Consider the following 17,119-nt stretch of genomic DNA (forward strand, 5'->3'; position numbering starts at 1 on the left):
ACTTTATTGGAGCAAAATGGATAGACGACCCTACCGTCTCTCCGTACTATAAAGCTCACTTTTTAAGAGCCGAATGCCATAACATGTCTTTTTCGCCCTTCACATTCCCCTGCTCCCAACCGCGAACATTCGCACGCGGTGATGAGCAAAGCACCTCTGGTGTTGCTGAGTTAGTGGAAGAAATGCCTTTAGCCATCAGCATAAATGGCATAGCTCACGCCGTGATGATGGTTACTCCCAACCATCTGGATGCGTTTGTGGTAGGCCTTGCCTGCAGCGAAGGCATTATTGAAGACATCAATGATGTCCGAGACATAGAGATTGAAACGACAAAGCTTCAAGCAAATATAAACAGCATGGCCGTCAACCTCATCATTAGCCCTAGGCGTTTTGCGCAATACAAACAAAAGCAACACGCGCACCTAGGCGCAACAGGCTGTGGGATTTGTGGCGTAGAGTCGCTTTCACAGGCTATCCCAACTCTGCCCATGTTAGCGCCATGCGCCCCTATTAAAACGTCAATACTGGCGTCTTTAAAGTCGCATTTATCCACCTACCAAACATTAGGAAACAAAACCGGAGCCGTTCACGCCGCGTTACTGATCGCGCCAAACGGCAACCCCATACGGTGTATGGAAGACATTGGCCGCCACAATGCCCTTGATAAGGTCATTGGCTATGCACTCCAACAGCGTTTAGACTTGCATGATCACAGCGTTTTGATGACAAGCCGATGCAGCACCGAACTGGTTCAAAAAGCCGTCCGAGTCGGCCTATCACGATTGATTCATCTGGCATCACCAAGCACTCTCGCGGTCAGCCTAGCCCAACATTACGGGCTCAACTTAATCCATTTGCCAAAGCAAGATGTCCCAAGAGTGTTTGCCGCGTCGACCCAATTAAAAGGAACACACCATGAGTAAAAAGACCGATTTTTACACGCCCTACAAAGGCCCAGCCGGTGGTTGGGGGGCCTTACAAAGCACAACAAAACATTGGCTAAAAAGCGAGAACGCCGTACGCAATATTCATACTCTGTTAAAAACGAACCAGCCTCATGGTTTCGATTGTCCAGGCTGTGCTTGGGGTGAAAAACACGATCCAGCTAAAATCCGCTTCTGTGAAAACGGCGCCAAAGCGGTTAACTGGGAAGCGACATCTCGTAAAGTCGATGCGGCTTTCATGGCTGAGCACAGTGTCACTTGGCTAAACTCCCAAAGTGACTATTTCCTTGAATACCAAGGCCGACTCACAGAACCAATGCGCTACAACCGAGAAACAGATCACTACGAAGCGATCTCTTGGGAACAAGCCTACAAGCAAATTGGCGATACGCTTAAAAAACAAGCCAATCCAGACACTGTGGCGTTTTACACGTCTGGACGCGCCAGCAACGAAGCCGCATTTTTGTATCAACTTTTTGCGCGCGCATACGGCACAAATAACTTCCCTGACTGTTCAAACATGTGTCACGAAGCCAGCGGTTATGCCTTAACAAGCAGTATTGGCATTGGCAAAGGCACGGTGGAAATTGACGACTTTGAACACGCGGATGCGGTCTTTGTTTTCGGGCAAAACCCTGGGACAAACCACCCACGTATGCTCGAGACCCTAAAAGAAGTGGTGCAGCGCGGCGCGCAACTATTAAGCTTCAATACCCTACACGAGCGCGGTCTAGAACGCTTCCAGAATCCACAAAACCCGATCGAGATGCTCACCAATGGCTCCAAGCCAACCAATACGGGATACTTCTGCCCTAAAATTGGCGGAGACATGGCGGTGGTTCGTGGCATGGTTAAAGTACTTATCGACCTAGAAGTAGCCGCGCAACAAAAAGGCGAAGCGGTTTTTGATCACGATTTCATCAAAGAACACACCCAAGGTTTAGACGCCTACCTTGAACAAGTAAAACAAACACCTTGGCAAGACATCGTCGATCAATCGGGCCTTAGCAAAGAAGACATTACTCACGCAGCCAACGTCTATGCAAAAGCAGAAAGCGTCATTCTGACATGGGCAATGGGCATTACTCAGCACCATCATTCTGTTGCGACCATCCACGAAATGGTCAACTTGATGGCATTACGTGGCAATTTAGGCAAACCGGGCGCGGGTGTTTGCCCTGTTCGTGGCCACAGTAATGTGCAAGGTGATAGAACCATGGGCATTAACGAACGCCCTTCTCAGGCGTTCCTTGATGCGTTGGAAAAACGCTTCAACTTCACACCACCACAAGAACACGGTTTAGCGGTTGTTGATACTATTCGAGCAATGCGTGATGGCAAAGTCGGTGTCTTTATCGCCCTAGGTGGTAACTTCGCTGCAGCAACCCCCGACACACAAGCCACAGAGCATGCCTTAAAACAATGTGAGTTAACGGTACAAATAAGCACCAAGCTAAACCGCTCTCACCTAATCACTGGCACCGAGGCGATCATATTGCCCTGCTTAGGTCGTACTGATATCGATCATCAAGCAAAAGGACAGCAAAAAGTCACCGTAGAAGATTCTTTCAGCATGATTCACGCGTCTGGTGGCGTATTGGAGCCATTAAGTAAAGAACAGAAATCTGAACCAGCCATCGTTGCAGGAATCGCCGCAGCGACGCTAGGTAACTTCCCGATTGATTGGCACGAAGTGGTCAGTGATTACGACCTTATTCGTGAACACATTGCCGCTGTTGTACCTGGATTCCACGACTTTAACCAACGCATTTTGCAAGATGGTGGTTTCTACCTAGGCAACAGCGCACGGGAAAGAAACTGGAAAACACCAGCGGGTAAAGCGATTTGCCATACACATACGTTACCAGCCTCCATTTTGCCAAAACGTGCGCAAGATCTACTGACAGACAAAACCATGATCATGCAAACATTGCGCTCCCATGACCAATACAACACCACGATTTATGGCATGAACGACCGCTACCGTGGCATTAAAGGTGAACGCAAAGTGGTGTTTATTAACCCCGCAGACATCCAGCGTCTAGGCTTCGAAGAAGGTCAAAGCGTAACACTGCGTTCATTATGGGATGACGGCGTAGTTCGCAAAGTGAGTGGTTTTAAACTGGTGCCGTACAGCATTCCTGCAGGCAACATCGCGGCTTACTATCCAGAGACGAATCCATTAGTACCGCTAGACAGCCATGGTGAGTTCAGCAATACGCCAACCTCAAAAAGTATTGCCATAGAATTAGAAGCGTATGAAGAAAACAGCAATGGCATCTCTGTCGCCGCCATTTAACCTTCTCTTTAAGTAATACTAACTTGTTTGTACGACACTTCCTCGGAAGAGGTAGTGTCGTTAAAGGTAATCACCTGTAGGTCGGCCTTTAGGCCGTCAAAAGCCTGATAACACCAAACCAAAAACCTTGACGGCCTAAAGGCCGACCTACAATATCGACGGCATTCGTTTGGCGACAGCCTCCTTCGGGGGAATGACAAGTTATTTACACTGTAAGCGGCAGAAAATTCACCCTAATAGATGCAAATAAAACACGGGTCAATGACGCCACATCACCGGAAAGAAAAGCACCAACACAGTGAAGTATTCCAAACGCCCTAAGATCATCGCAAAACTCATCAACCAAGTGCCAGTATCGCTTAGCGGCGCGAAGTTACTCCCCAGCTCAGCAAACCCTGGACCCAATACATTGAGGCAAGCGGCGGTCGCACTTAACGACGCCATAAAACTCATGCCCGTCATCATTAGTAATACGGTAAACAAAACCGTCACCATAGCAGCAAGACACATAAAACCCATTACTGAGTGACGCACATCTTCGCTGATGGTTCGCCCCTGAAACTTCATCGCAAACACCCCATTGGGGTGCACCAATCGCTTCACTTCCAGACCAATGGATTTCACAGAAATTATATTGCGGATCACTTTATTACCACCCGCCGTAGACCCAGCACAGCCACCAATATAGCCAACAAAGATCAAGATAATGGACGTGACTGCTGGCCAAGCACCAAAGTCCGTTGCCGCAAACCCTGTGCTGGTAATAAACGAAATGACATGGAAAAAAGACTGGGTTATGGACACCCAAAAACCGTCTTCTGAGTCCGTTTGAAAAAGAAACAGTGCCAATAAAAAAGCGATAAATGCCACTATTTTCAAGAAGCCTCGCGTCTCTTCGTCTTGCCAATACAGCGTCAAACGGCGTGCAATATACACCCGATAATGCAGCGCAAAATTGATGGCACCAAGCAGCATAAACACATTGCATATCCACAAAATAAGCGGGCTATTAAAATAGCCCATACTGGCGTCATGGGTGGAAAATCCACCAGTGGATACCGTTGTAAAGCTGTGTCCAATCGCATCGAACACCGACATTCCGGCAGCGTAATAACTTAACGCGCACAACACCGTAATGGCTAAGTACACCATCCATAAATAGTGTGTGGTACTGGAAACTCGAGGAGACAGTTTCTCGTCTTTAATCGGGCCCGGCGTTTCGGCTTTCAATAATCGCATACCACCAATGTTTAGCATCGGCAGAATCGCCACCACAAAGATCACCACACCCAAACCGCCCATCCATTGCAAAAACTGACGATACATCAAAAAAGTGGGTGGCATATCATCCAATCCAGACAGCACAGTAGCGCCCGTTGTGGTCAAGGCACTGATGGATTCAAACACCCCATCCGTAAACGAAATGTGCGTAACAGAAATAATAGGAATGGCGCCCAACACCCCAACAGCCAACCAGGTCAAACTGGCAAAAAGCATGGCTTCGCGGGTATTGACGGAAGGCAGAGCGTACTTTCGAAAACCAAGCAAAATGACCAAAGACACCGAAAAGGTAAGCAAAGCGGGAATCGCAAAGGCGCGACCAACATCGTCTTTAAACAACATGAAGGATAACTCGCCGAAGACAAATTGCACCACGCTCATCCACAAGCATGGCATCGTCAACAAACGCATCACTAATAACGGGCGAATCATGCGCCGTCGCCGCTCCTATAAAAAGCCACACAGGATAAAAGACATCTGAAGTGTCCCATAACCCAACCACATAAATGGGTTAGAACACCTTCACACACTATAAAGTAATCAGCGGCAAATTCTAAACGTTTCGATAGTCCAAACACACTCCTTTTGAAATGGTTGTTTTGTAAACAATATGGACGAATTACGCACCTTGTGCTTTTATTAAACAAAATAACAATAAATCAACATCGCATAAAAGGAACCATCATGGACACAGTATTCATTATCGACGTCTTTCACCTGACAGCGCTGGCCATCACAATCAGCTGCTTCTTATTCATCAGTGGCAAACGCATCATTGAGCTTTGCTCTCAAACCCATTCCAATAAATAAAAAAACCGAGCCTAAAGCTCGGTCAATACCACACCAAGGAAGGTTCGTTTTCCCCGTTACAACTTGCTAGTCATCTCCGGAAGTACCTCAAAAAGGTCCCCTACCAAGCCGTAATCCGCAATTTGAAAAATAGGCGCGTCTTCGTCTTTGTTCACCGCAACAATCACCTTAGAATCTTTCATGCCCGCCAAATGTTGAATTGCGCCAGAAACACCAAACGCCATGTACAAATCTGGCGCGACAATTTTACCTGTCTGCCCGACTTGCAAATCATTAGACACAAAACCAGCGTCCACCGCCGCACGTGACGCACCAACCGCCGCACCGAGTTTATCGGCTAACGCTTCAATCAAAGCAAAGTTCTCGCTACTGCCCACACCGCGACCGCCAGACACAACACGAGCGGCACTGGCAAGATCAGGGCGCGCTGATTCCGTAATGTCATCAGATTGCCAACTCGACAAACCATTACTTGCCACAAAAGCGACCGTCTCCACAGCGCAAGCTTGATCGCTATGTTGAGTGGTTTTATCAAATGACGACGCCCGTACTGTGATGACTTTTTTAGCATCCAATACTGTGACCGTCGCGATCGCATTACCGGCATAAATCGGGCGCTTAAATTGATTTTGGCTCAATACCGCACAAATATCCGATACCTGTCCCACATCCAACAGCGCCGCGACTCTTGGCATAAAGTCTTTCGATTCTGAATTTGATGGCGCAACAATATGCGAATACTGTCCCGCTAAATGCAACACCAACTCGCTCATCGGCTCGGCGAGCGCTCTTTCATAAACATCAGAACTGGCGCAAAGCACCTTGGTAACGCCCAATAGGTTGGCCGCATCGCTGGCAATCAATTCCACATTGTTGCCCGCTACAAGTACATGCACGTCATTGCCCATCTCATTTGCTGCGGTCAACGCGGATAAAGTAGAAGGCGAAAGCGCACTGGAATTGTGTTCTGCAATTAATAAAGTCGTCATTAAATCACCTTCGCTTCGTCTTTCAATTTACCGATCAATTCGTCCACCGACGTCACCTTTACACCCGCGCTGCGAGTGGTTGGCGCTTCCACTTTGTCTAATTGGCAATGGGGTTTTATCGTCACACCCAAATCCGCCAAAGACAGCGTTTCTAACGGCTTACGTTTGGCCTTCATGATATCGGGTAATTTGGCATAGCGCGGTTCATTAAGACGTAAGTCTGTCGTAACAATGGCGGGCAATGTCAGTGCGACCGTACGTAAGCCACCATCAATTTCGCGAGTCACAAACGCTTTATCCCCGTCGATCACCAACTTAGAAGCAAAAGTCCCTTGCGGACGCTTCGTTAACGCCGCCAACATTTGCCCCATTTGATTATTATCCGAATCAATCGATTGCTTCCCCAAAATAACCAACTCCGGTTGTTCTTTATCAACCACCGCCGCAAACGCCTTCGCGACATTTAATGGCTCAACCTCTGCATCAACGTCAACCAAAATGCCACGATCCGCCCCCAACGCCATGGCATTACGAAGTTGCTCTTGGCTTTGTGTTGTACCGACGCTCATGACAATCACTTCTGATGCCAGACCCGCTTCTTTAAGGCGTATCGCTTCTTCAACCGCAATTTCACAAAATGGATTCATTGCCATTTTTACATTGGTTAAATCCACATTACTTTCATCCGCTTTCACACGCACTTTGACGTTGTAATCAATGACACGTTTAACACCCACTAAAATTTTCACTTTCTCACTGCCCCTTATTTTTAGACTCTTGTTTTTCACTGCGGCGCATCATCTTCATTTTAATCTCATCTGGAATGGGCTTAGCTTTAAGAACACCTTCCGCATTATGGCAAGCCCAAACGCGTTTTTCCGTACACTCTACTGCCAAGCACCCTTCATTAAACAACCGATGACGAACCCCAAAGCTGGCTCGACCAACCTCAGTAAACTCACTTTCAATCGTCACGTTATCGCCGTATTTTGACGGCTTAAAAAACTGCGATCGCGTGTCTACCATAGGGAAGCCAACGTCGTTTAACTCATCGCGAATATATCGAAGCGTGTACCCCATCGCCTCAAACAAGGCGCCCGTGGAGGCGTCAAAAAACGTAAAATATCGAGGGTAAAACACAATGTCCGCAGGGTCACAATCCCCCCACTCTATGCGCACTGACCGTTCATTTTTAAACATAGTGACGCCCCTCGTTTATACGCTGATAACCAAATCCGACAGTGGTTCTTGGTACAGTAATTCTATTTGGTCTTCACGATGCGCTTGCACAGCCCGTTGGTTCAATGAGCCCTTGTCTGTCACTTCATGGGCATCAATGCTGGGTGACACCGCTTGCAATAAAATACGCTGCACCACAGTTGAGCTGCCGGTACTGTTCTTAGCAAATTCAACCAGCTTTTGTTGGAAAGCATCACGAACCGCAGAATGCGCGATCATCTGTTCATTTGTTTCCACCAGATCGTGCGGCATAATCGCCTGACAATGCACCCAATCAGGGAATACCAACGCGGTGATATAGCCTCGGTTGGTTCCACACAACACCACATCTTGAACAAAAGGCGCAAACGAGCTGATCAACTTAGCGCGCAAGGTACCAGCGCTTACCCAAGTGCCACTGTCTAATTTAAAATCTTCTGAGACACGACCATCAAAACGGAAACCGCGCTGAGGAGCATTTTCGTCAAGATAGGCAAAGGCATCACCTAAACAGTAGTAACCATCTTCATCAAACGCCTTCGCCGTCAATTCTGGCTGACGCCAATATCCCGGCATGACGGTTTCGGCTTTCACTCGTGCTTCCAACTTCCCTTCATTAGGAACCAATTTGATCGATACTCCCGGCGCAGGCACACCGATAACACCAGAAGTGGATTCTTCGACAGACGCAAATGTTGCTGATGGCGCGGTTTCGGTACAACCTAACCCAGTCAGCATCGGAATTTTCTTGCCCGTGTACTGAATCGCCAAAGCATCAAGGTCGTCCCAAATATGCTGAGCCAGCCCTGCGGCCGCAAAGAAAGTGAACTGCAAACGTGCAAAAAATTTCTCCGCCAATTCTTGATTGGCTTTTAGATTTTTCACCAATAACTCAAAGCCTTTTGGTACATTGAAATACACGGTTGGTGAAATTTCGGCTAAGTTTTGCAGTGTTTTAGCAAAAAGCTTTTCTGTCGGTTTACCGTCATCTAGATACAAGCTGCCACCGTTGTACAAAGCGATACCAATGTTGTGGTTGCCACCAAAAGTGTGATTCCAAGGCAACCAGTCCACCATGATCGGCGGCTGATCTTTCAAGAATTGCATTACTTGATGAATCATCACTTGGTTCGCACAAATCATCCGTTGAGTGTTAATAACCCCTTTCGGCATCCCTGTGGTACCTGACGTGAACAGAATCTTGGCAATACTATCGCCGCTGACTTTGGCGTTTTCAACGTCCACATCAGAAGATTCTGGAAAGTCCCAAAAAGTGGAAAAAGAAATCGTTGGATTGGTAATTTTTTGCGCTGTGATGTCACCTTTGATTACCGCAACAGGAGTAGCCGTGTCCTGACACACCGATTGGATCGCGTTTTCATAAGGCGCCAATTCGTCCACCACAATCAAGCCAGGTGTCAAAATTTCGAAGATGTGCTGTAACTTACTATAGTCAGTCGCAATCAAAGAATACGCAGGAGAAACCGGAGCATGCGCAATGCCGACGTACATCCCTGCCAACGCCAACATAAGATGCTCAACACTGTTGCCACACAAAAAGACAATAGGACGTTCAACTGACACAGGTTGAGTGAGCAACCAAGAGGCAATCTGGCGAACACGTTTCACTGTCTGCGCGTAGGTAAATTTCTGCCATTCACCTTGCTCATCTCGTTGAGCAACAAACATTTGCTCTGGTGTTTTTTCAGCCCAATATTCAAGTTGATCCGTCCAACAACGAGCGTATTCATGCAATGCTTGTTCGCTGTTAATAATTTGTACACCATCGTTTCGTGTTTCGATGTGTATGGGATGCGCGACCACTTTAATTGGATGAAATTCACTGCTCATTTCTGCTTTCACTTTCATAGCTTGTCCCTACTCTCATCTTCATGCTCATAAAGAAGCACTTTGATTATTTTTATGTGGTTTGAGTTTTAGGGGAGTGGCGGATAAACCACTGCCGAATTATTGTTATTTTCTCGACTTAGGGTGAATTCACCCTATTCAAAATTCATATTGGCTGAGGCCAGCCCCAGCCTGTTCCACTGTTTTTAACGCCGCCATTGCCGCAGGCAAACGATACGCACCATAAAATGCGGTTAATGCTTTTACATTCTGCATGTAAGCATCATCGTGATGGCTTTGAGTTTTCGTATACGCCAAGACATTGAACAACTGCCAAGCACAACATAAGATCCCCATCGCCTCTAGAAACGGCACAGAAACCGCGTTCAATGACGTTGGATCACACTCCTCACTCAATAAATGCGAGTTCAGCAAAGACCTTAACGTATTCACCGTTTGCCGCGTGTCTTTTGCCATTGCAGACATCGCATCGTCAGAGGCAAATGTGGTCGCCAGATCACACATTTCATCAAGCAACAATGTCAACGCAGCGCCCTGGTCTGCGCGTACTTTACGAAACAGTAGGTCACGAGCCTGAATGCCGGTTGTGCCTTCATAGATGGTCGTGATTCGAGCGTCACGCAGTATTTGCGCCACGCCGGTTTCTTCCACAAAGCCCATACCACCGAAGACTTGCACCACTTGACCCGCCATAACATTGGCGCGTTCCGTGGCAAAGGCTTTAAAAATCGGTGTGAGTAAAGCGACTCTGTTTTTCTTTAGCGCGTCATGAGACGCTTCCGTCGCGTCAATTTGCGCCGCAATTTGGTAGCCCAATGCTCGCAATGCAAAGGTTTCCGAACGCATTTCTAGCAACATGCGTTTTACATCCGCGTGCTCAATAATGGCAACACGTTCGCCCTGTTCATTGCTGCCTTGGGTACGCTCTTTAGCGTATTCCACCGCACGTTGAAAACCAAGTTCACCCAAAGCGACCCCTTGCAGACCGCAGCTCAAACGGGCTTCGTTCATCAAAACAAACATCGCCATCAGGCCTTGATTTAGCTCGCCAACCAATTCACCAACACAGGCGTCATCATCACCGTAGCTAATCGAGCAAGTTGGACTGCCGTGTAGTCCCAATTTGTGCTCAATGCCGGTACAACGCACATCGTTGAATTCACCCAGCGAACCGTCATCCGCAACTTGATATTTAGGCACAATAAATAACGAAATACCGCGACTGCCCGCTGGCGCATCTGGTGTTCTGCCCAGCACCAAATGTGCGATATTGTCGGTCAAGTCGTGCTCGCCATAAGTGATATAAATCTTCTGGCCTTTGATCTTGTAAGTACCGTCCGCTTGCGGAATCGCTTTGGTATTCAACGCGCCTAAGTCTGAGCCTGCATTCGGTTCCGTCAACGCCATCGCAATGGTCCATTCGCCCGTGACGATTTTGGGCAAATAGCGCTGTTGAATCGATTCACTCGCAAAAGCTTGCAAAATTTCAGAGCCGCCCTGTGCCAGAGCTTGAAACATAACGAACGCCAAATTTGCCGACAGCCACATTTCATTGACGGGCTGCGCGATGTACTTTGGCAGGCCTTGGCCGCCATATTCCTCAGGCAAGGCTAAACCTATCCAACCCGATTCGGCAAATTGCTGATAGGCGTCTTTCCAACCATCGGGCGTGATCACTGTTCCGTTTTGAAAACGGCAGCCTTGAGTGTCACCAACGCCGTTCAGTGGCGCGAGCACACCAGACGCAAATTTCGCAGCCTCTTCCATCACCGCGTTGGCCAGTTCAGGGTCAAATCCTTCCAATGCATCGACGTTATTTAGGCCTTGTTGTTGATAAGCTTGCGCCACCAACCACTGCATATCTTTATAAGGTGCTTGATAATTCATCATCGACTCCCAAATACCGTCATCTGACTATTTCGCTGCCATTCGAATCGCACCGTCCAAGCGAATCACTTCGCCATTCAGCATGCTGTTTTCGATGATGTGTTGCGCCAAGGAAGCGTATTCACCTGGCTCACCAAGACGTGGAGGAAATGGCACAGATTCACCCAACGATTTTTGCACGTCTTCTGGAAGTACATCCATCATAGGCGTTTTGAAAAGGCCCGGAGCAATGGTCATCACGCGAATACCAAAGCGCGCCAATTCACGAGCAATCGGCAGGGTCATAGCGCAAACACCGCCTTTGGAAGCGGCATATCCAGCTTGTCCAATCTGACCATCAAATGCGGCTACCGATGCCGTATTAATAATCACACCACGCTCTAAATTGGCTTCTTGTTCGTTATGCTGCATCTTGTCAGCCACCAAACGAATCATGTTAAAGGTACCGATTAAGTTTACTGACACCGCACGCTGAAACGACGCCAAACGATGTGGACCTTCACGACCAACGATACGCTCCGCGCCTGGAATCCCCGCACAATTGACCAAACCACTGATCGGACCAAAAGCCTCAACGGCCTTGTCAATCGCACTTTGTACCGAATTTTCATCAACGATGTCTGTCACACAACCTTGTACTCGTTCCCCAAGGTCCGCCTTCACACGGGCCAAGCCCGCTTCATTCACATCGGCTAAAGTGACTTTCGCCCCCAAACCATGTAAACGACGCGCAACCGCTTCACCAATACCCGAAGCCGAACCGGTCACCACAAAATGTTTGTCTTGAATTTGCATCTAAATACTCCTGATCTTGCTGTTATTTTTATTACCAAGGGCAAAGTTAATTAGCTTTTTTTACGATTTAAAAACGCATCAATACGCGCTTTTACTTCCTCGCTGGTTTGAGTAATTCCGCAAATCAAAGACTCGGTGTACAGACCTTCTTGAGCAGACATATTGCTGATGCGGCTTAGCCCTGTGGTCATTGCCCAATTGGAATATTTCGAGTTTTTGCCAATACCTTCTGCAATTTCAAAGGCTTTGGCCAAGGCTTCACCATTGCCCACAACATAATGCGCCAAACCGATACGCAAGCCTTCATCGGCTCTTACGTCACGGCCAGTCAACATCATTTCTGTCATACGGCTGGCACCAATCACATTCGACACATTCACCGACGCGCCGCCGCCCACAAAAATGCCGTGCTTGCCTTCGGGTAAACGGTAAAAAGTACTCTCTTCGGTCACGCGAACATGGGCGCAAATGGCCAGTTCCAGACCACCACCAATCACCGCACCATGCATGGCTGCAACAACCGGAATACCCGACTCACGAATGTGGCCGAAAACGCGATGCCACATATTGGAATGCTTCACCACTTCAAATGGTTCACGGGCTTTATGCTCTAAAAGGTCCAAGCCAGAACAAAACTCTGGGCCAGCTCCCGACAGGACGATCACATTGACATCGTCAGTCAAATTTAAAAACACCTGCTCGATTTCAAGACACAAGCTATCATTGATGGCGTTTTTCTTTTCGGGGCGATTCAGCTGTAAATGCGCTATGCCGTTTTCTACTGAGTAATTAATAAATTGATAAGTCGTCATGGAATTGCCTCTATTCTTATAATTATCTGTCTGAAACCTTGATCACCACTGCCATACCGGTATCGCCTGCGGCGCAACCCGTAAATAAGCCATAACCACCACCGTTGATGACCAGCTCTTCGATCAGCTCAATAATGGCGCGCATGCCGGTTGGTCCTTGCGGGTGCCCCCAAATCAAAGAGCAGCCGTAGTTATTCATAGTCATCACATCGATGTTCATGGCTTTCGCAAAGGCCACATCGTTCACCGCAAACGGGTTGTGTGTTTTGATCGCTTTTACTTGTTGAATATCAATACCCGCCACGGCAAGCGCCCGTTTCGCCGCTTCGATAGGCGCCGCAGGCATGAAGGCCAAATCATCACGCGCTTGGCCAAAACCTAACACTTCAACTTTGATTTCAGGGCGAGCCGTAAGCGAAGCGACTTCTTCCGAACGACACAAAATCGCAGACGCATTGCCGTCGGCTGGGTGCGTTTGATTCCCAAAGGTGATCACACCGCCTTCTTGAATCGACTTTAGCTTCTGCAACCCTTCTAAAGTGGTTGGAAAAACCCCTTCATCGCCTGTAATAACCGTTTCTTCTTTTTTGAAGTTCGCCGTTGGCACTGACAAAGGCAGCGTCATATAACGTTTTTGAAAAGCTTGGTCGTCTTTTAATGCGTCTTGATACTGTTCGTAACGACGGAAAGTGACGACGTCTAATTCTTCACGCGTAATGTCAAAACGTTTGGCCACGTTTTCACCGGTCTGCATCATCGAATGACCGCCAACGCAATCGTTCATCATGTTGTAAGTGACTTGATCTTCGGACGCCCCTGCTGGGCCTTTAGCATTTGGGTAATAAATATGCGGGCCGTTTGAGCAACGATCGGCTGTCATTAAGAAAGACACATTTGCCATACCGCAGACAATTTCTGATGCAGCGGCAAACAAACCACGCGCACTGGTAGCACAAACTTGGTTAACGGCGTGACCTGCCGTATTCACCGCACCAATGTCGTACAAAGGCCAAGGCGCTCCGTTGAAAGATTGGTATTGGTTGATGGTCATGCCCAACACACCAGAGTCAAACATTAAGGGATCAATATTGCGTTTTGCCAACTCGTCTTTCGCGACATGCGCTGCGAATTTCATCGAGTGCAAATGCTGCAAGGAACCTTGCCATTTGGTAAACGGCGTACTCCAGTAAGCACCGTATGGGATTTCTACATTTTTAATAGACATGCACATTTACTCGCTTCTTTATTCTTGTTGTTTTATCGACTACTGGACAGATGCCGCCATGATTTCACCTAAACCGCCCCATTGCTCCGCAAAAATAGCAGCTGGCATGGTTTTAAGGTCATCGGCAATAATGGGACGAAACGCCATGGCACTGAGCACGTCTTGCTCTAAATCCAAGCCCGGTGCAATTTCCGTCAACACCATGCCTTCTTGGCGAAGCTCTAACACACAGCGCTCGGTGATAAACACCACTGGCTTATGGTTTTCTCTGGCCACCGCGCCACTGAAAGTAATGTGGTCCACCGCTTCGACAAATTTTTGTACCTTGCCTTCTTCCAATACCGTCATCTTGCCGTGTTCGAAGCCCAGTTTCGCGCCATTCACTAACGTGCCGCAGAACACCACTTTTTTGGCACTCTGGGAAATATTGATAAAGCCACCCGGGCCAACCACTTTAGGGCCAAACTTACTGACGTTTAAATTGCCCTCTTTGTCAGCTTGCGCTAATCCCAGAAAAGCAATGTCCAAACCGCCACCGTCGTAAAAATCGAACTGCGCTTCGTGCTCAATAATCGCATCCGCATTCCACGCCGCGCCAAAATCGCCACCCGACGCAGGAATACCGCCGTAAGTACCAAGCTCGGTGGTTAGAGTAAATAAATGGGAGACTTTTTCTTCTGCGGCAATCGCAGCGACACCGTCTGGCATACCAATACCGAGGTTGACCATAACATTGGCCTTTAGCTCCATGGCCGCACGACGAGCAATCACTTTTCGATCGCTGAACAGCATTGGCGGCAGCGCGTTTAAAGGCACACGGGAATTCCCTGCGAGACCCGGATTGTAAGTCGTAGTGATGGTTTGTTTGTGGTCTTCAGCAGGTGCGACTGTGATGTAGTCCACCAAGACACCGGGCACTTTGACATCTTTTGGATGAATTGAATGACGTTCTGCAATGTACTTCACTTGCGCAATCACAATGCCGCCACTGTTTTTGGCGGCTTGCGCCATTGGTAAAATTTCCGCCAACATGGCTTCTTCTTCAACGGACAAGTTGCCGTCTTCGTCTGCCGTCGTTGCACGGATCACCACCACATCTAATGGGAATTTTTTAAACAACAGCCACTCTTCGTCTTCGATCTCGATGCGTTTAACCAGATCTTCTGTGGTTAAAGACGTAACTTTACCGCCGCTAATCAAAGGATCAACATAAGTTCCCATGCCAACTTTAGTAATCACACCTGGTTTATTTCCCGCAATCTGACGCCACATGGTGGTCAACACACCTTGAGGAAGTAAATACGCTTCGATGGCATTGTCGGTAATCATTTGCGCCATTTTAGGGGCTTGGCCGGTGTGACCCGAAATCAAACGCTTAACCAAATTAGGGTGAGCCATACGGGACATACCCGCGTCTCGACCATCGCCACAGCCACAATCGTGAATCAAGGTTAACTGTTGAGGGTGGCCTGTTGCTGTAAAGCGTTGCTCGACGGCTTTGGCAACGGCCTCAGCAAAATAGGACATGCCCACGGTTGACCACGCCACGCTGGCGCCATCGGGGATTAATTCAGCGGCTTGCGCTAAGGAAATAACCTTGCTCATTTTATACCCTCAGATTGCTTTTATAGTTGTTTGGTTAGCTGGGCTTTGTATTGTTTTAATGACTGTCATTCGTCAGAATTAATTATGTTGTACATCACAACTATTTTTATTACAAACATTTTTAAAGGCGGTTATCTTTTTTTAATACCCCGTGTAAAAAATTTATATTTACTATTGTTGAAAAGCACAACAATTTATGTCACAACTAGATTATTCTTGAGTGAGAATGGCAAAAAAGGTACCGAGTGACAGTGCTCTAAGCGCAATGAAAGGCGGTCGTTGCGGTCATTTAGGAATAAAAACACTGACATAACAAAAAAAACTAAGGTGAATACAATGAAGAAAATCCAACTAAAAGGTTTGGCATTTGCAATAGGCTCTATGTTGTCTGTTAATGCCTTGGCAGCGGATGCGGAATACACTCTTAAGCTGCACCACATGTTGCCACCTATGTCCATGGCGCATACTCAATTCCTAGAACCTTGGGCAAAAAAAGTCGAAGCCGATTCCAACGGACGCATCAAAATTGATGTCTATCCAGCCATGCAGCTGGGCGGAAAACCGCCTCAACTTTTTGACCAAACTCGCAAAGGCATTGTGGATCTTTCTTGGACAGTGGCTGGCTACACGCCAGGGCGTTTTCCTAAAATGACGTCATTTGAATTGCCTTTTGTTCCAGGCTCAGCCAAAGCCACCAGCATGGCATTGCAAGAATACGCCGAAACAGAAATGCAAGATGAGCTAAAAGACATTCACCTTATCGCCGCTCATACCCACGCTCCAGGCTCTTTCCACTCTCGTACTAAAGCGATCAAAAACTTAGAAGACATTCAAGGAATGAAGGTACGCGCGCCAAACAAAGTCATGTCTGAAGCCTTCAATTTAGTTGGTTCCAATACTGTGTTTTTGCCCGTAACTGAAATGCCAAGTGCGCTGTCAAAAGGCGTTATCGATGTAGCGGTATTGCCGTTCGAAGTGGTACTGCCGATGAAAATTCATGAATTGGTTGAACACCACACTCAATTCAAAGGCGCAGGGCTGTACACCAACACGTTCTTGTTCTCTATGAATAAAAAAGTGTATGACAGCATGCCCGCTGATTTGCAAAAAGTAATCGATGACAACTCTGGTGTGTCGCTAGCGGGTCATATTGGCGACCTGTTTGACAATTACGAAGTGTTTGCTCGTAAGCACGCCGTCGACCGTGGCAACAGCTTTGATTACATTGAAGGCGCTGAACATCAGCGTTGGGAAAAAACAATGGCCCCTGTTACCGCAAAATGGATCGAAGACATGAACGATGATGGCTACGATGGACAGCGTCTTCTTGATAAAACCAAAGCGCTCATTAATAAATACGAAAATTTCTAAGCCACTAGCTGGAT

At 47.6% G+C, this 17,119-nt stretch carries 14 protein-coding genes; 4 read left to right on the plus strand and 10 right to left on the minus strand.

Annotated elements, in window-relative coordinates:
* Positions 1–83 precede the first annotated feature (83 nt).
* Both fdhD and AABA11_RS11100 read left to right on the plus strand, forming a co-directional pair.
* Positions 84–923, plus strand: a complete 840-nt coding sequence (fdhD, locus tag AABA11_RS11095; RefSeq protein ID WP_338267908.1) for a formate dehydrogenase accessory sulfurtransferase FdhD — start codon at positions 84–86, stop codon at positions 921–923.
* A complete protein-coding gene (locus AABA11_RS11100) occupies positions 916–3,243 on the plus strand; it encodes an FdhF/YdeP family oxidoreductase (RefSeq protein ID WP_338267910.1) in 2,328 nt (775 codons plus the stop codon). The genes fdhD and AABA11_RS11100 overlap by 8 nt, the downstream gene beginning before the upstream one ends.
* Before the next feature lie 258 nt (positions 3,244–3,501).
* Here AABA11_RS11100 and AABA11_RS11105 read toward each other — a convergent pair whose 3' ends face one another.
* Positions 3,502–4,956, minus strand: coding sequence for a TrkH family potassium uptake protein (locus AABA11_RS11105; RefSeq protein ID WP_265729702.1), 1,455 nt, complete (start codon positions 4,954–4,956; stop codon positions 3,502–3,504).
* A 252-nt stretch (positions 4,957–5,208) separates the two neighbouring features.
* Between AABA11_RS11105 and AABA11_RS11110 the strand changes: the two genes are divergently transcribed.
* Positions 5,209–5,334, plus strand: coding sequence for a hypothetical protein (locus AABA11_RS11110; protein WP_265729701.1), 126 nt, complete (start codon positions 5,209–5,211; stop codon positions 5,332–5,334).
* Positions 5,335–5,390: 56 nt separating this feature from the next.
* Here AABA11_RS11110 and AABA11_RS11115 read toward each other — a convergent pair whose 3' ends face one another.
* From AABA11_RS11115 to AABA11_RS11155, 9 genes are all read right to left on the minus strand, one after another.
* Entirely contained in the window at positions 5,391–6,323 is a 933-nt protein-coding gene (locus tag AABA11_RS11115) for an electron transfer flavoprotein subunit alpha/FixB family protein (protein WP_338267913.1), read from the minus strand.
* Positions 6,323–7,072, minus strand: coding sequence for an electron transfer flavoprotein subunit beta/FixA family protein (locus AABA11_RS11120; RefSeq protein WP_338267915.1), 750 nt, complete (start codon positions 7,070–7,072; stop codon positions 6,323–6,325). Before AABA11_RS11120 ends, AABA11_RS11115 begins: the two co-directional genes overlap by 1 nt.
* A 4-nt stretch (positions 7,073–7,076) precedes the next feature.
* Complete coding sequence (locus AABA11_RS11125) at positions 7,077–7,523, minus strand: acyl-CoA thioesterase (RefSeq protein ID WP_338267918.1); 447 nt, start codon at positions 7,521–7,523, stop codon at positions 7,077–7,079.
* Positions 7,524–7,538: 15 nt separating this feature from the next.
* Entirely contained in the window at positions 7,539–9,410 is a 1,872-nt protein-coding gene (locus AABA11_RS11130) for a feruloyl-CoA synthase (RefSeq protein ID WP_338267920.1), read from the minus strand.
* A gap of 138 nt (positions 9,411–9,548) precedes the next feature.
* Complete coding sequence (locus AABA11_RS11135; protein ID WP_338267923.1) at positions 9,549–11,297, minus strand: acyl-CoA dehydrogenase family protein; 1,749 nt, start codon at positions 11,295–11,297, stop codon at positions 9,549–9,551.
* A gap of 27 nt (positions 11,298–11,324) precedes the next feature.
* Complete coding sequence (locus tag AABA11_RS11140; protein ID WP_338267925.1) at positions 11,325–12,092, minus strand: 3-hydroxyacyl-CoA dehydrogenase; 768 nt, start codon at positions 12,090–12,092, stop codon at positions 11,325–11,327.
* 50 nt (positions 12,093–12,142) lie between these two features.
* Positions 12,143–12,904: a crotonase/enoyl-CoA hydratase family protein gene (locus AABA11_RS11145; RefSeq protein ID WP_338267928.1), complete on the minus strand. Its 762-nt coding sequence runs from the start codon at positions 12,902–12,904 to the stop codon at positions 12,143–12,145.
* Between the two features lie 22 nt (positions 12,905–12,926).
* A complete protein-coding gene (locus AABA11_RS11150; protein WP_338267930.1) occupies positions 12,927–14,129 on the minus strand; it encodes a thiolase family protein in 1,203 nt (400 codons plus the stop codon).
* A 39-nt stretch (positions 14,130–14,168) separates the two neighbouring features.
* Positions 14,169–15,734, minus strand: coding sequence for an acyl CoA:acetate/3-ketoacid CoA transferase (locus AABA11_RS11155; protein ID WP_338267933.1), 1,566 nt, complete (start codon positions 15,732–15,734; stop codon positions 14,169–14,171).
* 336 nt (positions 15,735–16,070) lie between these two features.
* Between AABA11_RS11155 and AABA11_RS11160 the strand changes: the two genes are divergently transcribed.
* Positions 16,071–17,105 (plus strand): TRAP transporter substrate-binding protein, encoded by a 1,035-nt coding sequence (locus AABA11_RS11160; protein ID WP_338267936.1) that lies wholly within the window; start codon positions 16,071–16,073, stop codon positions 17,103–17,105.
* The last annotated feature ends 14 nt before the right edge of the window (positions 17,106–17,119 follow it).

It is taken from the genome of Marinomonas pontica (assembly GCF_036322735.1).
GTDB lineage: Bacteria > Pseudomonadota > Gammaproteobacteria > Pseudomonadales > Marinomonadaceae > Marinomonas > Marinomonas pontica.